This window comes from Leisingera sp. ABD4_442 (genome assembly GCF_056160905.1).
Genome location: NZ_JBSWYB010000006.1, coordinates 117,410 through 135,245, shown reverse-complemented (window position 1 = coordinate 135,245; position 17,836 = coordinate 117,410). Strand labels below are relative to the sequence as shown.

Below are 17,836 nucleotides of genomic sequence, written 5' to 3'. Positions count from 1 at the left end.
TCAGGGACTAACCGAATGTTAAGGCCGATCCGTCAAAACGGTTGCATGCCGGAGAGAACGCCGGTGCGACGGAGGTTAATGTGCAGCAGATCAAGAATGTCTGGGCAGAAATGGACATGCGGAAGCGTCTGATTGCCGTGGGAGCCACGGTGATTATGATTCTCAGCGTCATTGCGATGTCCCATGTAGCAAGCAAGCCAACAATGACACTGCTCTATGCCGGGCTGGAAAGCGGCTCGGCCGGAGATGTGGTGCGCGCGCTGGAACAGCGCGGCACTCAATATGAGGTGCGCGGCGGCTCAATATACGTGCCGTCCACCCAGCGCGACGAACTGCGGATGACGCTGGCCAGCGAAGGCCTGCCCGCAAATGGCGGCAAAGGGTACGAACTACTCGATTCGCTCAGCGGCTTCGGCACCACTTCGCAAATGTTTGATGCCGCCTACTGGCGTGCAAAAGAGGGCGAACTGGCGCGCACCATTGTTGCCAGCCCGCATGTGAGCCAAGCACGGGTGCATATCGCCAATACTGGCTCGAATCCCTTTCAGCGCACCGTGGAACCAACTGCATCGGTCTCGATCGTGCCAATGGGATCGCCGATTACGCCGGCCCAAGCCAATGCTATCCGTTTCCTGGTTTCCTCCGCGGTTACTGGCCTGGCAGTCGAGAATGTAGCCGTGATTGACGCCAATGGCGCATTGATCGGGTCCTCGGATGCCACAGCAGCCGCCGGCGCCGGCACAGATGACCGCTCGCAAACGCTCCGGGAACGGGTGATGCGGCTTGTCGAGGCCCGCGTCGGCCAGGGCAATGCTGTTGTTGAGGTAAGTGTCGAGACCGTCACCGACACCGAATCCATCCGTGAGAAGCGTGTCGATCCCAAAAGCCGCGTCGCGGTCAGCACTGATGTCGAAGAACGTGCCGATTCTTCCACGAACCAATCGGGTGAGGTCACTGTGGCCTCCAATATTCCCGACGGCGACGCGGCCTCTGGTCAGGGTTCAAAGGCTAACACCAGCGCCACCCGGGAGCGAATCAACTATGAGATCTCGGAAACCGAGAAGGAAATCCTTCGCGGCCCCGGCGCAATCAAGCGCCTGACCGTAGCTGTGCTGGTGAACGGCACCGCGGTCACCAATGAGGCAGGAGAGACCGTTTTCCAGCCCCGTCCCGAAGACGAACTGGCCGCTATGCGGGAACTGATTTCCGCCGCCGTCGGCTTTGACGCGGACCGCGGCGACGTCATCACACTCAAGTCGATGGAGCTGCCCGCAGTGGAACCGCAAGGCACCGTGGCAAAAGCATCCTTCATGGACAACCTCTACTTTGACGCCATGTCGCTGATCCAGATTGCTGCATTGGCAATTGTCAGCTTGATCCTGGGCCTGTTCGTGGTGCGCCCAATCCTCTCGAATCAAGCGGCACCAGTGGCGGCCCTGCCCGGCCCGGAAGAAAACGGTCTTCCAGGCCTGCCCGGAGTGGGCGGTGACGGTTTCATGACTGCCCCTGATCTTGGTGCAGGCCTCGCTTTGGATGGTGAAATCGAAAACAGCGACACCGGCCAGTTCGAACCGATGGGCGGCCTGCCGGCCATGGGCACCGGCGACATGATGGGTGCAGCAGGCCTGCCCGCATTGGGCGGCGGCATGGACGATCCCGTTGACCGCCTGCGCAGCCTGATCGGAGATCGGCAGGAGGAAACCGTCCAAATTCTGCGCGGCTGGCTGGAAGAGAATAAGGAGCAAGCTTAATGACGATTGCACATTTGCTTGAAGACTTTGGCATCGATACTGTTGTCGAACCAGCAGTCCCTTCAGTTTCCGAAGAAGCTATGGAAGAGCAGCGGCTGGTGTCCTTTGAAAAGGGGTACAGCGCCGGCTGGGACGACGCTGTGACAGCAAAGGACCAGGAAACCACCCGGATCTCCGCTGAGCTTGCAAATTCTCTGGAAGACTTGAGCTTTACCTACCACGAAGCGCAAACTCAGCTGCTCGATTCGCTGGACCCGATGTTCAAAGTTCTGACCAGTGCTGTGCTGCCGGATGCGATGGCAGCCTCCTTTGGTCATCACATTGTCGATCAGCTTGCTGAGATGGCCAAAGGCCAAACCGACCAGCCGATGCAGATTGTGGTCTCGCCAGGCGAGGCTGCGCCCGTGCGTAGCCTGCTGCCGGAAAAATTCTCGGTTCCGGTCACGGTCCGGGAGGACGGTACACTGTCGTCCGGCCAGGCTTATCTGGGGATCGGCAGCACTGAATGCGAAATCAACTGCGACGCCCTGCTTGAGTCGATCCATGACTCGATTGAGGCCTTCACATATCACGCGAAAGAGGACAGCCAGTATGGATGACGCTGCAGATCTGAACATGAAATCCGCTGATGCGAGCAATCCGTTTGTCTCAGTTCCCGTTGAAGTGGTTGTCTCGGTCGGCAAAGCCCGCCCGCTGATCCGGGATCTGGTCGGCCTCGGTGAAAACGCAATTCTGACCTTGGATAAGCGGGTCGAGGATCCTGTCGACCTTTATGTCGGCGACCGCCTGGTTGCCCGCGGCCAGCTCGAAGAGCTGGAAGGGGACCAAGCCGGCCAGCTGGCCGTGCGTCTGACGGAAATTGCCGATCTGCAAAGCGGTTTGGGATGACACACAAGACCTTTGTGCGGGCGGCTCTGGCTGCAGCAGTCCTGCTGGCCCTGCCGCACACCGCCCTGGCTCAAGAATTGAGCCTTTCCCTGGCGGACGGAGAGTCGATTTCGGCCCGTTCAATCCAGCTGATTCTTCTGATTACCGTGCTCAGCCTGGCGCCCGGCCTGCTGATAATGATCACCTGTTTTCCATTCCTGGTAACTGTTCTGTCGATCCTGCGGCAAGGCATCGGTTTGCAGCAGGCGCCGCCCAATATGCTGATTATCAGCCTGGCACTGTTTCTGACCTACTTCGTAATGGAGCCGGTATTTACCGAAGCTTGGAGCACCGGAATCAATCCCCTGCTTGAAGAGCGGCTGGAACCTGGTGAAGCGATTACGCGCGGCCTGGAACCGTTCCGGGCCTTCATGGCAAACCGTCTTGATCCCGACACGTTTTACGCCATTGCCGATCTGCGCCCTGAAACCCAAGGCATGGACCCGGTTCCTGAAGCGCCGCTCTCTGCACTGGTCCCCAGTTTCCTGCTGTCGGAGATTGCCCGGGCGTTCCAGATCGGCTTCCTGATCTTTCTGCCCTTCCTGGTCATCGATCTTGTCGTGGCAGCCATCCTGATGTCGATGGGTATGATGATGGTGCCCCCAGCCATTGTATCGCTTCCCTTCAAGCTGGCGTTTTTTGTCGTTGCCGACGGCTGGAGCCTGATCGCGACTGCCTTGGTACGCAGCTACTACCCCTGAAAACCCGCCACCACTTTCATAGGCCCGGGCAAGTTTGCCCGGGCCTTTTTTGCTATGGTGGGTCCAGCTGTCCATCGTAAACGGCCTTGCTCCGCCAACATCCGCTGACCTGAACGCTTGCGGGACCAAGGCGGAACCAATACGGCGCTCAATACCCGGCACAGTTCAAGGTAAAATTGCTCGCCCTCCTGCAGCCGGGACGGCGGCCCAGCCTGGCTGCCATGATGCCCAGACTGAGGGTTTCAGAAAAGGGCACCGGCCTGCTAATCACGTTGCAACGGTTCAAAGGCCTGCACGTGTTACAGATGCCTTATCGCTGAGGCCAGGGCACGCACTCACGAGTCCTTTAACTGGATCCCGTCTCGGAATGCAAAAGCCCCGGCCTCTGCAAGCAGGGCCAGGGCGCAGCCAATCATTTTCAGCATTCGTTATCGGACAACAAACTCTGCGTGCAAAGCACCGGCCGCTTTGAGGCTTTTGAGAATATCAATCATGTCACGCGGGGATACACCCAATGCGTTCAAGCCAGCCACGACTTCGGACAAAGAGGTTGTTTCCGGCACTTCCGCCAGCTGCACGCCCTCTTCTTCCTCGATAGCCGCACCGGTGCGCGGCACAACAACAGATTCACCATTGGCAAAGGGATTTGGCTGCACCACCAGCGGAGTTTCCTCAATTCGCAACGTCAAATTGCCCTGAGCGACAGCAACACGTGAAATCCGCACATCGCTGCCCATCACTATGGTGCCGGAGCGCTGATCCACAACAACCCGTGCCTTCCGTTGCGGCTCAACCAGTATGTTCTCGATCCGGCCCACGGCATGCGCAGTTGAACGCGCATTTGTGCGCTGGATATCGACCTCGACCGTGCCTGAATCCCGCATCAAGGCAACATTCCGGCCAAACTCATCGTTGATAGCCCGTTCAATCCGTCCAGCTGTGGTAAAGTCAGGCTCCCGCAGGGCCAGACGCATGGAATTGAGTGACGCTAAGTCAAAGTCGATTTCACGCTCCACCCGGGCACCGGACGGAATGACCCCTGCGGTCGGAACCCCTTGGGTGACTGTGGCAGCCTGCCCCTCGGCGACGGCCCCGCCGGCCAGGATTGTCCCCTGGGCGACAGCATAGATTTGCCCGTCAGCTGCATTGAGCGGCGTCATGATCAGCGTGCCGCCCAGCAGGCTCTTTGAATCGCCAATAGCTGAAACGGTGACATCAATGGTGCTGCCGACCCTGGCAAAAGGCGGCAGCGTGGCGGTCACAAAGACCGCTGCCACATTCTTGGGGCGGAATTGTTCACCCGTGACATTCACGCCGAGACGTTCCAGAATATTGGACATGATCTCTTCGGTGAAAGGGGAGTTTCGAAGGCCGTCCCCTGTCCCGTCAAGGCCAACAACCAGCCCGTAGCCAACCAGATCGTTGCCGCGGACACCGTCAAATTCAACCAGGTCTTTCAGCCGGATGGTATTTGCCTGCAAGACTGAAGGCAGCAAGAACAGGCATGTGATGAGAAGGCGGAGAAATACTGGCATCAGAGATAATTCAACAGTGAGAGTTGCGAGCTGCGGGCGGTTATCGTGTAAAGGCCTTCAAGCTGCGTCTGCGCTTCTTCCAGCCGCGTATAGGTTTCATAGGGATCAGCTGAAACCAGGTTGTTCTTGACAATGCTCAGGCTGGTTTTTGAGGCTTCATTGCGCGTATTGATGGCTTCAAGCTGCCCCTCGATAAATCCGACATCAGCTTGCAGCTGGATCAGCCGGTCATTACTTTCAATCAGCTCAGAGCTGGCTTCCTGCACAAGCTCGATTTTGACGCTATCCGCCAGCCCCAGGCCAGGTTCGTCAGCCAAAGCAGCGATGGCATAGCTTTGAAGCGCGTGTTTGATGTTTTCATCATCTGCGCGGATACCCAGCGTTACCTGTTCTCCCTCTCCAACACTCACAGGCTGCAGGGACGTCGTGGAGCCCCTGTACATTACCGCATCGAATCCTGCCGGATCAGCAAACCAGTCCTTCACCGCCTGAATGATATCGTTGCTTGTGGTCAGGCCAGACACCTCGGTCAGGACAGAAGCGATTAAAATCCCGGAGTCTTCCAGCGGTTTCGTATCTGTCGCCGTGCCCGCAAAAATTGTCCGCCCGCCAACGGATGCGTTCAGAAGGTTAATAGCACCGGACATCCGCGTTTTTGCCTGGCTGCCGAATTGCTCTGCGTTTTCCACGTCCAAGGCAGAGTACAAAGTCATAATGTCGTTCCGCATCTCCTGAACCTGGCTTTGAACCTTGTCCAGGCTGCCCTGGGTCGTGGTTGCAAAGAGCTGCACTTCTCCATTGGCAACCATGTAGCTGTCGAGCCGGTTCAGGTTGTTTTCAAGATCGGCAAGATAGGTGAAATCGCCGCCCAAACGCTCGGTCAGGTTGGACGTCTTTCCAGTTGCAAATTCTTCGGACAGCGTCGTGATGTTCTGCTGCAGTTCGGTATTCCGGCTGCGGAGAAAGAGGTGCTGCGCCAAATCGCCGTAAGAGTTCAAAATCATGCGTCAGATCCTCAGCAATGTGTCCATAAGCTCATCAACCACGGTGATCATCCGGGCATTTGCAGCGTAGAATTTTTCCACCAGCATCAAGTTTTGCAGCTCAGCATCAGTATCAACGCCCAAGGCCAGTTCCGCCTGGCTCAATTCGTTGAAACTGGTTGCGGCAAAAGTCGCTGCGCGGGAGGCTGTCTCATTGTCCTGGGCAAAGCGCGACAACAGGTTCGCGCTTAGCGTCGCCGCGGTCATGTTTGCGGTGCCCAGGCCGACGGAAGAGACCGGCCGGGACGTGCTCAACGCGTCGGTATACCCCTGCAGCAGGCTGGAATCCCCGGGATCCCCCGGCGCTGCGGCATAAAGACCATCACGGAAACGCCATGTTTCGCCGGCACCGTCCAAAGCAACCACATTATTCAGCTCGATACGGTTGGAAATACCGACAATGTTTGCCGGGTCATAAAACCCGCCATCGTCAGTGAATATTCCGGCATCAGCGACGCCGATTGTGCCATCCAGGGCCGGATCCTGAAACCGCTCGATCAAATCCGCGGCCATTGCATCCAAATCTTCCTGGGCTTCTACCGCCGTGATGTCGCGCACTTGGAACTGCGCAGTCAGAGTTCCGCCCCTCAGCGGTCCGTTCGGGCCGGTGTCGATCACCTTGCCATCAATCTCCAACCCCGAAATCATGCCGTTTCCAAGGGTCATGTGGGGCATGATATCGCGCGAAGGGGTAAAGCTCAGCTCAGACGCCCTGCCATCCAGCAGCATCACGCCGCCGGTGGAGTAGAGGGTCACTTGCCCATTGTCCCGCCGCACAACATTGACCGGAATGATTTCATTGATCTGATCAATCAATTGCTCCCGCTGGTCATGCATGGAGACGGCATCCATTCCGCCAGCCTCCACCACCATGATCCGTGCGTTCAGCTTCTCGATTTCCTTCAGCGCCTGGTTCACGGTCTCAACCTGGGCACCGATAGCACTATCAGCATTGATACGCAGATCCCGCAGTCCTTCGGCCGTTCGTGAGATCGAGTCGGCCAGGGAGTTTGCCTTTACCGACAAATCGTTCAAGCGCGGCTGAGAATCAGGCCGGGATACAACTTCGATCAGGGACGCTTCGAAATCCGAAAGCTGCGAAGCCAATGACATTTCATCATCCACGGTGCCAACCAGATCGGACATCCGGTCGAAGAAATCGGACTGCACCTTGGCCGCGCCATAGTCCGCTTCGGCAACCCTGCGGTTGGAAATCAGAACCGGATCATTGATGCGCTGCACATGCCCGACCCGGACACCCGGGACACCGGCGCCCGGGCTGTTCAGTTCCAGAACCCGGCGCGAATAGCCGGGCGTTAGTGCATTGGCCAGGTTTTCAGAGACCACTTGCGAGGACCGGCTGGCCGCAGTCAGACCGCTCATCGCGCTGTTAAGGGCGGAGTAAATAGACATATTCAGCCTGCTTTCGTGAAGCCAATGTCAAAGGGGATCAAGCGCCTTAGCGCTTGATGTTGGTGGTTTCCTGAAGCATTTCGTCGACAGTCTGAATGACTTTGGCGTTAGACGAATAGGCCCGCTGTGTCTGAATCATGTCCGTCAGTTCTGTGGCCACGTCGACGGCAGACTCTTCCTGAGCGTAGCCCAGAATTTCACCGGTGGGGCCATCGCCGGCATCCCATAGGTAGAAGTCACCGGATTCGTCTGTCGGCATATAGGTCTGGGAGTCCAATGCCCGCATGCCATTGATGTTGGAAACATCAGCCAGAGGCACCTTGTAAATGACCTTGGTATCACCCGAATCGTATTCAGCGATGACTTCTCCGGCCTCATTGATCTCCACGGCAACGAAGGTGCCCACCGCATTCCCGTCTTTGTCAGGCGCGCCGGGAACATAGTCCTCGCCCAGCTGGCTCAGCCCGTTCTGCTCGCCAAGAATACCGATATTGAGCTCGATGGGTCCGCCGGCAACAGTGATCGTCACCGAACCTTCAGTTGCGTCATAGGCTCCGCCAGTGTTTGTTACCACGCTTTGAAGCGTGCCCGCTGTGTTGGTGGCATCATCAAAGGTCAGGGTATAATCGCCAATTGTCGTGCCAGACGCGGAATCGACAATTGTCATCGTCCATTCATTGGTGCCTGTGGTCGCCGGCGGCGTTGCCACAGTTGGCGCGTAGGTGATGGTCAGCTCTTCCTCGCGCCCCATGGTGTCAAAATACTGCACCGGCTGCGTCAGCGTATCCCCTGATGCGCCCACGTCCGTGGCCGACGCCGGCAGGTTGGCACCCAGGCTGATTTCTGTGGTCGGACTTGCCGATGGGCGGTTAAGATCCACGTGAATCGGTTCCAGCCCGCTGGCAGTGTCACGCGGCAGGTCGGGTATGGTGCCGTCTGCATTTGCCGGCCATCCCATCAGAACCAGACCCGATTCTGTTGTCAGATACCCGCTGGAATCGGTGCGGAAGGATCCCGTGCCAGTCAGCATCATCGACGGGTTTGCCCCCGATTCCACCTCGGTAATCGACGCCACCGGCAGCATGCCGCGGCCGCGTACCGCCAGATCGGTCGCGTTGTTGGTGGAGACCAGCGGCCCGCGCTCGTCAATCAGCCGGACATTGGTCGCGCGCACACCGCCCGCGGAATACGTGCCGCCCGAACCGGACAAAACCATCGAATGGAAATCCGTTTGAACCCGCTTGTAACCACGGGTTGAGGAGTTGGCGATGTTATCGGAAATGGAAGCCAACCGGCTGGCGTTGGCGCTCAATCCTGAAACGCCCGCGTTCAGCGACGAAGAAATGGTCATAGCACGCCTTTCTGCTGCATCTAATCATTCTGATGCAACAGCTAGCGCAGCAGCGATTAACGGGCGGCTAACAGATAAAATATGACCTATCTGCCAGCCGCCAGTTTCAGCAATTTCAGCGGCTTATTCGCGCAAAAGAATGATTTCGATGCGGTTGTTCCGCGCCGCCATCGGGTTTCCAACCGCCAGCTTACGGTCTGCGTGGCCCGTCACGCGGTGAACACGCACCGAATCCAGCCCCCCCGATTCGAGCAGCATGCGGGTTTTGTCAGCGCGGGCATGGGACAGTTCCCAAACGGGGTTCTTGGCCAGGACAACCGGATGCGAACGGATATGCCCGCCAATGGCAACATTGCTTGTCACACTTTCGGAAACCCGTGCAATCATTCTGACCAGATCACGGAACAGCGGCGCCGGCTCAGAAGTGCCGTCTTTGAACAGCGGCGTATCCTCGGTCGCGAAGAGCTCAATAATCAGCCCCTCATCCGTGACCCTGGTCACGATATGGCGCGCCATAGCCACCGAAACCATGCTTTCACCGCCGCGGCCGGACAGCTGCTCTTCGATGGCACGGAATTTGGAGTCCTCCTCCTCGCGCTTTTCATCTGCATCAACACCGGTTTCCCCCTGCGCTTGCTGCGCATCCATCGGATTGATGTCTGTTGCACCGGTTCCGGATTGCGGCTTGATTTCCTCAGTGAACATGCTGTCACCTTGGAAGGCGCCATTGCCTCCGCCGGAAACCCGGCTAAGGGGAATTGACGGCGAAAAGTAATCCGCCAGCCCTTTACGTTGCTTTTCCGTTGTCGCGTTCAGCAGCCACATCAGCATAAAGAAGGCCATCATCGCAGTCACGAAGTCGGCATACGCCACCTTCCATGCACCGCCGTGGTGGCCATGGCCACCACCTGACTTTTTCTTCTTGATGATAATGGGCGCCACATTGCTCTGTGCGCTCATATCCACCACCACTATTTTCACCCGCTACCGGGATAGCAGCCGGCGCGTTAAGCCGGGCTTAACAATTAAATTTGCCGGCAGTTCCGCCGCCCGGCACCCAGGTTTCAGGCAGAACCTGCCGCGCGTCTCATGGCCTCAACCCCAAATCCTGCATTTGAAAAACCTCTTATCTCGACATCGAGAAACCTATCCGAAGGTTGATCAAGTGCAATATCCGGTGCCGGTGGTGCGTCTAAAGTCCGGGCAACACAGCATTTGAGACACCGAAAGGAGAATATCATGCTGACCCGCAGAGCCGCACTGATGGGGGCAGCCGGCGTAGCAGCGCTGCCTGTGCTTGCCAAAGCCGCCAAGGCCGAAAGCACCACCGTTCACGAATCCGCTGCGCCAGTGGACCTGTCGAGCCTGCAGCGCATCAAGCGCGAGCTGGTCGCCCCGCCCTTCGTGCATGAGCACGAACAGGTGGCACCGGGGGAACCCCGGATCGTCGAATTCGAAATGAAGATCGTCGAAAAGGAAATCGAGGTCGATCAGGGCGCTTACCTGCAGGGCATGACCTTTGACGGCTCCATTCCCGGGCCGATGATGGTGGTGCATGAGGGCGACTATGTCGAACTGACCCTGATCAACCCGCCGGAAAACATGCTGCAGCACAATATCGACTTCCACGCTGCAACCGGCGCCTTGGGCGGCGGCGCGCTGACCCTGGTGAACCCGGGCGAAAAAACGGTGCTGCGTTTCAAAGCAACCCGCCCCGGCACCTTTGTCTACCACTGCGCGCCGGGCGGCCCCATGATCCCCTGGCACGTCGCCTCGGGCATGGCCGGCACCATCATGGTGCTGCCGCGCGAAGGGTTGTCGGACCACAATGGCGATCCGGTGAAATACGACCGCGTCTACTACATCGGCGAAAACGAGTTCTACATTCCAAAGGACGAAAACGGCGACTACATCCGCTATGAAGACGTCGGCGAAAGCTATCCGGACACACTGGAAGTCATGAACGGCCTGATCCCCAGCCATGTGGTATTCAACGGCGCAGTGGGTGCTCTCACTGGTGAAAACGCCATGAAGGCAAAGCAGGGCGAGAAAGTGCTGTTTGTCCACAGCCAGGCCAACCGCGACAGCCGCCCGCACCTGATCGGCGGCCACGGCGACCTGGTCTGGGAAGCCGGCAAATTCAACAACGTGCCGGACCGCGATCTGGAAACCTGGTTCATCCGCGGCGGCTCTGCCGGGGCAGCGCTCTATGAGTTCCTGCAGCCGGGCGTCTATGCCTACGTGAACCACAACCTGATCGAAGCGGTCAACCTCGGCGCAACCGCGCACGTGGTGGTCGAAGGCGAGTGGAATAACGACCTGATGGAACAGGTGGTCGCCCCGACCGAATACTCCGGCTCCTGATCTTCAGCCGGAGCAGAAACTGGACAGGGCGGCTGCATACTGCGGCCGCCCGTTTTGCCATGAAGGGATGCTGAAATGAAAGTGGAACTGATTGCCGCCGGGCTGGCCGCCGCCATTGGCATTCCGGGCCTATGGTTTTCTACGGTCAAGGATCCGGCACCACTGGCCGCCACCGTATTCGTAGCAGCAGACACTATTCCCTACCGTCCGATCGGGAACTTTCACCGCAATGGCAAAACCGTGGTGCCGCCGGAACAGCAACGCCATGTCGCCAGCTTTGAGATCATGAAGCATCAGGTCTCCGCTGCAGATTACTCCGCTTGTGTGGCAGCGGGGGCTTGCAAGCAGGCAGACCGCACCCCAGCAGAAAGCAGCCTGCCGCAAACCCACGTAAGCTGGCACGATGCCACCGCCTACGCTCAGTGGTATTCCAAGGAGACAGGGCATAGCTGGCGGCTGCCGGACGAAGCAGAATGGCAACTCGCTGCAGCAGAAATCTTTGGCGATGAGGCGGTCGAAGCAGATAACGGCGATCCCGCTCAGCGCTGGCTGCGCCAATACGCCCGGGGTGTCACCCTGCGCGGCTTGCCAGGACCCGCACAGGATCCCAAAAGCGAGCCCGGCGCCAACAGCAACGGCCTTACCGGGCTTGGCGGCAACATCTGGGAGTGGACCGGCGGCTGTATGCAAAACGGCGAGGTGCAGAAGGACGGCAGCCTTGCGCTTGGCGACCCCTATTGCAGCGCCCGCATCACTGGCGGCCGGCACAGAGCAGTGGTGATCGACTTTATCCGCGACGCCAGCGTTGGCGGCTGTGCCGTCGGACTGCCTCCGGATTACCTGGGGTTCAGGCTGGTGAAGGACGGCTGACAAAACCGCGGCCGGAGCACTCCCGCGCCCGCAGGGGCTCCGGCTGCGCCGGCGCCCCTTGGCGGCCTTGGGCCCGGCAGCTGCGCTGCCTGTCCCGTCTATGACATTGAACGAAGCCTGCCTGAAACAGCCCTTCAGCCCTTTGGCCTGCCTTCCCCGCCTCGAATGCAAACCTCACCCGGCCGCCGCTGCACCCCTGGGTCCGGCCCCGGTGCCCGCGAGCGGGATCCGGTGATACGGGCGGCGGCCGCGCTGTGCATCAGCACAGCGCCGCGCCCAACTGAAAAGGGCCTCCCTCAGGAGGCCCTTTTCAGTTGGGAGCACCTTGTTACCGGATCAGGACGCCCGGCTGTAGCGCACGCCCTCGGGCACATGCGCGTCAAAGCAGCTGGCGATGATCCGGGTCAGCGGACGGCCTCCGGGCAAAATCGTCAGCGCCTCTGCATCCAGGCGCACCAGATCGCCGAAGCGGGCCGCAATCTGCGCCAGATCCGCATCCAATGTTGCCGCCAATCCGCCAAAACGCCGCTGCAGCTCAGCCCTGTCGAGCCGGAACCCGCACATCAGCATTTCGATGGCACGGCTGCGCAACAGGTCTTCCTGGCTCATCACATGGCCGCGTGCGCCAGCCAGCTGCCCGGCCTCGACCCGCTGCACATAGGCGGGTGTTGCGGCGGCGTTCTGGATGTAGCCTCCGGCAAACCTGGAGATCGAAGAAGCGCCAAAGCCGATCAGGGCCGGGCAGGTGTCGTCCGTGTAACCCTGGAAGTTCCGGCGCAGATGGCCAGTGCGGGCCGCCACCTCCAGCCCGTCACCGGGTTTGGCGAAATGGTCGATACCAATAGCCGCAAACCCCGCCTCGGCGAATTTCTCTGCCGCCAGCCCGGCCAGATGATAGCGGGCCAGATCGTCAGGCAGCGTCTCTTCCTTGATCAGCTTCTGCCGCTTGGCGACCCAGGGCACATGTGCATAGCCGAACAGCGCCAGCCGGTCAGGCTCCAGGCTCAGCACTTTCGCCACTGTGTCCGCCATCCGCGCCTGTGTCTGATGCGGCAGCCCATAGACCAGATCAGCGTTCAAAGAGTTGATCCCCGCTGCCCGCAAGTCCTCTACACAGGCCTTCGTCACATCAAACGGCTGCGCCCGGCCGATCGCCTGCTGCACCAGCGGATCGAAATCCTGAATACCGATACTGGCCCGGTTCATACCTTCTGCCGCCAGTGCCGCAATCTTGTCCCGGTCCACCATGGTCGGGTCGATCTCTACCGAGAACTCCCAGTCCTGCGTATGCGGGAACACAGCCTTTACAGCCTGGGCCAGCCGGTGGATCAATGCGGGCGGCAGGATGGTCGGGGTACCGCCGCCCCAATGCATCCGCCCCATCCGCAAGCCTTTGGGCAACAGCGGCGCCACCAGCTTCAGCTCCTGCTCCAGCGTGCCGATATAACTCTCTACCGGGCTCAGCGTCTGGGTGCCTTGCGTGCGGCAGGCGCAGAACCAGCACAGCCGCTCGCAGAACGGGATGTGCAGGTAGACGGAGACCGGCACATCCGGATCCAGCGCCTGCAGCTCGCGGGCCTGTTCCGCAGCGCCAACGGCTGCGGAAAATACCGGCGCGGTCGGATAAGAGGTATAGCGGGGCACCCGGCTGTCGAACAGCCCAAGGGCTTGGAGGCGGTCAATCTGTTTCATGACTTTCCTATGCCCCTTTTGCAAAATCTCCACTTTGCGCAGGATCAAACCAGCGCACTGAAATCTGGAATCGCAAAAATCACGGTACTTCCGTCAACACGCTGGATTTACAATGGAAAACCGTCCCCCGGGCGGTTGCTCAGAAAATCGCCCAAGACCCATATTTTCCATTTGACGCTGCCTGCGACTCCGCTTATACGCCGGTCTCACGACACCTGCCCAGGTGGCGGAATTGGTAGACGCGCTAGCTTCAGGTGCTAGTGTCCGTATGGACGTGGAGGTTCGAGTCCTCTCCTGGGCACCATTCCTCAAGATTGCAAAAAACAGGGATGCTTCGCTAATGGCGGGGCCCAGGAAATGCGGTTTGTAAACCAGCATCCCCTGCTGCAGTTGAGTTTGGCTGCCAAAGCCCCTATTTCCACTCCAGCACCTGCCGGCGCGGTGATCATCAAAAGGGAACTCCTGTGGCAAACCATCTGTATAAGAACGACCTGCCTGACGGGCTGGACCTTGGGCCCATTGTTGCCATCGACTGCGAAACCATGGGACTGAATCCGCACCGCGACCGGCTCTGCGTGATTCAGATGTCGGGCGGTGACGGCAATGCCCATATCGTGCAGGTGGAAAAGGGCCAGACTGCAGCACCCAACCTTTGCCGGATGCTGGAAGACCCCAATGTGCTGAAGATCTTCCATTTCGGCCGCTTTGACATCGCCGCGATGCACCACGCCTTTGGCAGCCTGGCCGCGCCGGTCTACTGCACCAAGATCGCCAGCCGCCTGGTGCGCACCTATACCGACCGCCACGGCCTCAAGAACCTGACTCAGGAACTCTTGGGCATCGACATCTCCAAGCAGCAGCAGATGAGCGACTGGGGCGCCGAAGAACTGACCGACGCGCAGCTCGACTACGCGGCTTCTGACGTCTTGCACTTGCACAAGCTGCGCGACGCACTGGATAAACGCCTTGCCCGCGAGGGCCGCACCGAAATGGCCCAGGCCTGTTTTGATTTCCTCCCCACGCGCGCCAAGCTGGACCTGGCCGGCTGGCCCGAAACGGACATCTTTGCCCACTCATGACCGATACTGAAAAATTCCTCGTCACCGCCCGGCAGGTGATCACCGATGAGGCCAAGGCACTGGAAGCTCTGGCCGCAGGGCTGGATGAGCGTTTCGCCGAAGCCGTGCAGCTGATCCTGCAGGCCAAGGGCCGCATCATCGTCAGCGGCATCGGCAAATCCGGCCATATCGGCCACAAGATCGCTGCGACGCTGGCCTCCACCGGCACGCCGGCCTATTTCGTGCACCCGGCCGAGGCCAGCCACGGCGACCTTGGCATGCTGTCTGAGGGCGACGTGGTGCTGGCGATCTCCAACTCGGGCGAGGCGCCGGAACTGGCCAATCTGCTGGCCTTCACCCGCCGCTTTGCCATCCCGCTGATCGGGCTGTCCAGCAAGATGGACAGCACGCTGATGAAACAGGCCGACGTGCATCTGCAGATCCCCGCGATGGGTGAGGCCTGCGGCTTTGGCATGGTGCCGTCGATCTCCACCACGCTGACGCTGGCGATGGGCGACGCGCTGGCGATTGCGCTGATGAAACACCGCGATTTCCGCCCGGAGAACTTCCGCGACTTCCACCCAGGCGGCAAGCTGGGCGCCCAGCTTAGCAAGGTGCGCGACCTGATGCATGCCGACGATGCCCTGCCGCTGGTCTCCGAAGCCACGCCAATGGCCGACGCTCTGATCGAAATCAGCCAAAAGGGTTTCGGCGTCGCAGGTGTTGCCGCCGCGGACGGCTCCCTGGCCGGCATCATCACCGACGGCGATCTGCGCCGCCACATGGACGGCCTTCTGGACAAAGCCGCGGCCGAAGTGATGACCGCAAGCCCGGCTACCATCGCTCCTGGCGCCATGGCGCAGGAGGCCGTTGCCATAATGAACCAGCGCAAGATCACCTGTTTGTTTGTGGTCGATCCGCAAAACGGGCGGAAAGCCGAGGGCTTGCTGCACATCCACGATTGCCTGCGCGCAGGCCTGGGCTGACAACCGTCTGGCAGGAGCAAAGCATGGACAGCTACTCCAGAGCCGTCGCCTACCTCAAGGTTTTGCTGCCTTTGGCGGCCCTCGTTTTGCTGTCGACCCTGTTCCTGATTTCCCGCGGCGTAAACACCGAAGCGGTTATCCCTTTCGCGCAGAAGGAAATCGAGGACCGGATGAAAGGCCAGCAGGTTACCGCGCCCTTCTTTTCCGGCACCAATGCGCAGGGGGACGAAATCATGGTCACGGCCGAACTTGCCCGTCCCGGGGGCGACGGTGCGCCAGCGGTGGCGACCAGCCTGTCCGCTGAGATCAGACTGGCCCAAGGCGGCCGGATCACACTTGCCTCGGAAACCGGCTCGATCCGCCCCGGCAGGAACACTGCGCAATTCACCGGCAATGTGACCATCACCTCTTCAGACGGGCTGGTCGTCGAAACCGACGAGCTGAACACCGAACTCAGCGGGCTGGAAGCCGACAGTCCGGGTCCCGTGCGCGCAACCGGCGCAATCGGCGAGCTGACCGCTGGTAATATGCGGATCGGAGCAAAAACCGAAGGCGGGCCGGTCCATATGCTGTTCAAAAACGGGGTGAAGCTGCTATATGATCCCCAGAAACCAGAAAGATAACCTGTGTCTTATTTGCGCGCATTGATTTTTTGCCTGCCGCTGGCCGTGTTTCCCGGCTTGGCGGCATCGCAGACAGCATCCGTTGCCTTTGGTGCAGTGAAGGCGGATCCCAGCCAGCCGGTTGAGGTGACAGCCGACAACCTGGCTGTGAACCAGGCAGACGGATCTGCTGAATTCACCGGCAATGTGCTGATCGTGCAGGGAATAATGCGCCTGTCGGCAGACAAGGTTCTGGTGATCTACAAGACCGCAGCAGAGGATAACGCCAAAGCAGGCATTGAGCGGCTGGAAGCCACTGGAAATGTCGTGCTGGTCAGCGGTCCTGACGCCGCCGAAGCGCAGCGCGCTGAATACACCATCGATCAGGGCACCATCGTGATGACCGGCAACGTGCTGCTCAATCAGGAAAGCGGCACCTTGGCCTCCAACCGGCTGGAAGTGAACCTGACCTCCGGCACCGCCAAAATGGCAGGCCGGGTGAAAACCATTCTGAACCCCAGCGGCGGCGGCAACTGATGGCGAAACCCAATCTGACAGTGACCGAAGGCTCCTCCGGGCTGCATATCGAAAGGCTGCGCAAGTCCTACCGCAAGCGGGTTGTGATCCGGGACGTCTCCATGTCGCTGAACCGCGGCGAGGTGGTGGCGCTGCTGGGTCCGAACGGCTCTGGCAAGACCACCAGCTTTTACGCCATTGCGGGCCTGGTGTTTCCCGAGGCCGGCACCGTCAGCATCGACGGCCAGAATGTAACAGGCCTGCCTATGTACCGCCGCGCACGGCTGGGAATCGGCTACCTGCCGCAGGAAATGTCGATTTTCCGCGGCCTGTCGGTCGAGGACAACATCTCTGCCGTTCTGGATATCTCGCAAAAACACGAGCACAAACGCCGCGAACGGCTGGAAGAGCTGCTGTCCGATTTCTCGATCGAACACCTGCGCCGCGCCCCCGCCCTGGCGCTGTCAGGCGGCGAACGCCGCCGGGTCGAAATCGCCCGCTGCCTGGCCGCCGATCCGAAATACCTGCTGCTGGACGAACCTTTCGCAGGCGTCGACCCGATTTCGGTCGGCGATATCCGCCACCTGGTGGCGGACCTCAAAAAACGCGGCATCGGGGTGCTGATCACCGACCACAATGTGCGCGAAACGCTCGAGATTGTTGACCGCGCCTATATCCTGCACGACGGCCAGGTCCTGATGTCCGGCAGCCCCGAGGAAGTGGTGGAAAACGAAAACGTGCGCCGGGTCTACCTGGGCGATAATTTCCGCATTTCCTGACCCCGTCTGCCGCTCGCCTGAGACCGGAAAAATCTGCCTGAAACGCATGATTCTTTTTTCAGGGTTATGCATTGACTCTCCCGCCCACTTGCCGTGGAATTGACCCATGGCATACGCGCAGACCGATGCATTCCGCTTAGCAGCCTTGGTGACAAGGGCCGGACGGATGCAACCGGATGCTTTGCCTGCCCCCCGGATCCGGACTTGACGTGACACTGCCAAGGATTGCCTTGGCAGCAAGCCCGGCC

At 59.7% G+C, this 17,836-nt stretch carries 17 protein-coding genes and 1 tRNA gene; 12 read left to right on the top strand and 6 right to left on the bottom strand.

Annotation, left to right across the window (positions count from 1 at the left end):
• The first annotated feature begins 80 nt into the window (after positions 1-80).
• Genes fliF through fliP form a run of 4 tightly spaced genes read left to right on the top strand, consistent with a single transcriptional unit; the run spans position 81 to position 3,379 of the window.
• Positions 81-1,751 (top strand): flagellar basal-body MS-ring/collar protein FliF, encoded by a 1,671-nt coding sequence (gene fliF, locus ACXAHG_RS07430; RefSeq protein WP_475056602.1) that lies wholly within the window; start codon positions 81-83, stop codon positions 1,749-1,751.
• Positions 1,751-2,350, top strand: coding sequence for a FliH/SctL family protein (locus ACXAHG_RS07425; RefSeq protein ID WP_475056601.1), 600 nt, complete (start codon positions 1,751-1,753; stop codon positions 2,348-2,350). The genes fliF and ACXAHG_RS07425 overlap by 1 nt, the downstream gene beginning before the upstream one ends.
• Positions 2,343-2,639, top strand: coding sequence for a FliM/FliN family flagellar motor switch protein (locus ACXAHG_RS07420; RefSeq protein ID WP_475040205.1), 297 nt, complete (start codon positions 2,343-2,345; stop codon positions 2,637-2,639). The genes ACXAHG_RS07425 and ACXAHG_RS07420 overlap by 8 nt, the downstream gene beginning before the upstream one ends.
• A complete protein-coding gene (gene fliP / locus ACXAHG_RS07415; RefSeq protein ID WP_475040204.1) occupies positions 2,636-3,379 on the top strand; it encodes a flagellar type III secretion system pore protein FliP in 744 nt (247 codons plus the stop codon). Before ACXAHG_RS07420 ends, fliP begins: the two co-directional genes overlap by 4 nt.
• A 428-nt stretch (positions 3,380-3,807) precedes the next feature.
• Here fliP and ACXAHG_RS07410 read toward each other — a convergent pair whose 3' ends face one another.
• From ACXAHG_RS07410 to ACXAHG_RS07390, 5 genes are all read right to left on the bottom strand, one after another.
• Positions 3,808-4,914 (bottom strand): flagellar basal body P-ring protein FlgI, encoded by a 1,107-nt coding sequence (locus tag ACXAHG_RS07410; protein WP_475056600.1) that lies wholly within the window; start codon positions 4,912-4,914, stop codon positions 3,808-3,810.
• The gene (locus ACXAHG_RS07405; RefSeq protein WP_475056599.1) at positions 4,914-5,918 is read right to left on the bottom strand and encodes a flagellin; all 1,005 of its coding nucleotides are present in this window, start codon (positions 5,916-5,918) and stop codon (positions 4,914-4,916) included. The genes ACXAHG_RS07410 and ACXAHG_RS07405 overlap by 1 nt, the downstream gene beginning before the upstream one ends.
• A gap of 3 nt (positions 5,919-5,921) precedes the next feature.
• Entirely contained in the window at positions 5,922-7,370 is a 1,449-nt protein-coding gene (gene flgK / locus ACXAHG_RS07400; protein WP_475056597.1) for a flagellar hook-associated protein FlgK, read from the bottom strand.
• Positions 7,371-7,416: 46 nt separating this feature from the next.
• Positions 7,417-8,721 carry a flagellar hook protein FlgE gene (locus tag ACXAHG_RS07395; protein ID WP_475056596.1) on the bottom strand — a complete coding sequence of 435 codons (1,305 nt, stop codon included), beginning with the start codon at positions 8,719-8,721 and terminating at the stop codon, positions 7,417-7,419.
• 123 nt (positions 8,722-8,844) lie between these two features.
• Positions 8,845-9,681, bottom strand: a complete 837-nt coding sequence (locus ACXAHG_RS07390; protein ID WP_475056594.1) for a flagellar motor protein MotB — start codon at positions 9,679-9,681, stop codon at positions 8,845-8,847.
• 279 nt (positions 9,682-9,960) lie between these two features.
• Here ACXAHG_RS07390 and nirK point away from each other — a divergent pair, with 279 nt between their 5' ends.
• Positions 9,961-11,085 carry a copper-containing nitrite reductase gene (gene nirK, locus ACXAHG_RS07385; protein WP_475040200.1) on the top strand — a complete coding sequence of 375 codons (1,125 nt, stop codon included), beginning with the start codon at positions 9,961-9,963 and terminating at the stop codon, positions 11,083-11,085.
• 75 nt (positions 11,086-11,160) lie between these two features.
• Entirely contained in the window at positions 11,161-11,955 is a 795-nt protein-coding gene (locus ACXAHG_RS07380; RefSeq protein WP_475056593.1) for an SUMF1/EgtB/PvdO family nonheme iron enzyme, read from the top strand.
• 336 nt (positions 11,956-12,291) lie between these two features.
• On the opposite strand, the gene hemN is transcribed toward ACXAHG_RS07380, so the two are convergent.
• Positions 12,292-13,647 carry an oxygen-independent coproporphyrinogen III oxidase gene (gene hemN / locus ACXAHG_RS07375; protein WP_475040198.1) on the bottom strand — a complete coding sequence of 452 codons (1,356 nt, stop codon included), beginning with the start codon at positions 13,645-13,647 and terminating at the stop codon, positions 12,292-12,294.
• A 217-nt stretch (positions 13,648-13,864) separates the two neighbouring features.
• On the opposite strand from hemN, the gene ACXAHG_RS07370 reads away from it, so the two are divergent.
• The 6 genes from ACXAHG_RS07370 (at position 13,865) to lptB (ending at position 17,588) form a co-directional block, all read left to right on the top strand.
• Positions 13,865-13,951: transfer RNA gene (locus tag ACXAHG_RS07370), tRNA-Leu, on the top strand.
• Positions 13,952-14,111: 160 nt separating this feature from the next.
• Complete coding sequence (locus tag ACXAHG_RS07365) at positions 14,112-14,726, top strand: ribonuclease D (protein ID WP_475056591.1); 615 nt, start codon at positions 14,112-14,114, stop codon at positions 14,724-14,726.
• The gene (locus ACXAHG_RS07360; protein WP_475056590.1) at positions 14,723-15,691 is read left to right on the top strand and encodes a KpsF/GutQ family sugar-phosphate isomerase; all 969 of its coding nucleotides are present in this window, start codon (positions 14,723-14,725) and stop codon (positions 15,689-15,691) included. The genes ACXAHG_RS07365 and ACXAHG_RS07360 overlap by 4 nt, the downstream gene beginning before the upstream one ends.
• Positions 15,692-15,714: 23 nt before the next feature.
• On the top strand, positions 15,715-16,314 hold the full coding sequence (lptC, locus tag ACXAHG_RS07355) for an LPS export ABC transporter periplasmic protein LptC (protein ID WP_475040195.1): 600 nt from the start codon (positions 15,715-15,717) through the stop codon (positions 16,312-16,314).
• Between the two features lie 3 nt (positions 16,315-16,317).
• Positions 16,318-16,830, top strand: a complete 513-nt coding sequence (gene lptA / locus ACXAHG_RS07350) for a lipopolysaccharide transport periplasmic protein LptA (protein WP_475040194.1) — start codon at positions 16,318-16,320, stop codon at positions 16,828-16,830.
• Positions 16,830-17,588, top strand: a complete 759-nt coding sequence (lptB, locus tag ACXAHG_RS07345; protein ID WP_475040193.1) for an LPS export ABC transporter ATP-binding protein — start codon at positions 16,830-16,832, stop codon at positions 17,586-17,588. Before lptA ends, lptB begins: the two co-directional genes overlap by 1 nt.
• Positions 17,589-17,836 lie beyond the last annotated feature (248 nt).

Excerpts from the sequence above, each read along its gene's own strand:
- ACXAHG_RS07405 (WP_475056599.1), bottom strand. The coding sequence starts at position 5,918 with ATGATTTTGAACTCTTACGGCGATTTGGCGCAGCACCTCTTTCTCCGC.
- ACXAHG_RS07360 (WP_475056590.1), top strand. The coding sequence starts at position 14,723 with ATGACCGATACTGAAAAATTCCTCGTCACCGCCCGGCAGGTGATCACC.
- ACXAHG_RS07380 (WP_475056593.1), top strand. The coding sequence starts at position 11,161 with ATGAAAGTGGAACTGATTGCCGCCGGGCTGGCCGCCGCCATTGGCATT.
- nirK (WP_475040200.1), top strand. The coding sequence starts at position 9,961 with ATGCTGACCCGCAGAGCCGCACTGATGGGGGCAGCCGGCGTAGCAGCG.
- fliP (WP_475040204.1), top strand. The coding sequence starts at position 2,636 with ATGACACACAAGACCTTTGTGCGGGCGGCTCTGGCTGCAGCAGTCCTG.
- hemN (WP_475040198.1), bottom strand. The coding sequence starts at position 13,647 with ATGAAACAGATTGACCGCCTCCAAGCCCTTGGGCTGTTCGACAGCCGG.
- ACXAHG_RS07420 (WP_475040205.1), top strand. The coding sequence starts at position 2,343 with ATGGATGACGCTGCAGATCTGAACATGAAATCCGCTGATGCGAGCAAT.
- lptB (WP_475040193.1), top strand. The coding sequence starts at position 16,830 with ATGGCGAAACCCAATCTGACAGTGACCGAAGGCTCCTCCGGGCTGCAT.
- ACXAHG_RS07425 (WP_475056601.1), top strand. The coding sequence starts at position 1,751 with ATGACGATTGCACATTTGCTTGAAGACTTTGGCATCGATACTGTTGTC.
- ACXAHG_RS07390 (WP_475056594.1), bottom strand. The coding sequence starts at position 9,681 with ATGAGCGCACAGAGCAATGTGGCGCCCATTATCATCAAGAAGAAAAAG.
- flgK (WP_475056597.1), bottom strand. The coding sequence starts at position 7,370 with ATGTCTATTTACTCCGCCCTTAACAGCGCGATGAGCGGTCTGACTGCG.
- lptC (WP_475040195.1), top strand. The coding sequence starts at position 15,715 with ATGGACAGCTACTCCAGAGCCGTCGCCTACCTCAAGGTTTTGCTGCCT.
- ACXAHG_RS07395 (WP_475056596.1), bottom strand. The coding sequence starts at position 8,721 with ATGACCATTTCTTCGTCGCTGAACGCGGGCGTTTCAGGATTGAGCGCC.
- ACXAHG_RS07410 (WP_475056600.1), bottom strand. The coding sequence starts at position 4,914 with ATGCCAGTATTTCTCCGCCTTCTCATCACATGCCTGTTCTTGCTGCCT.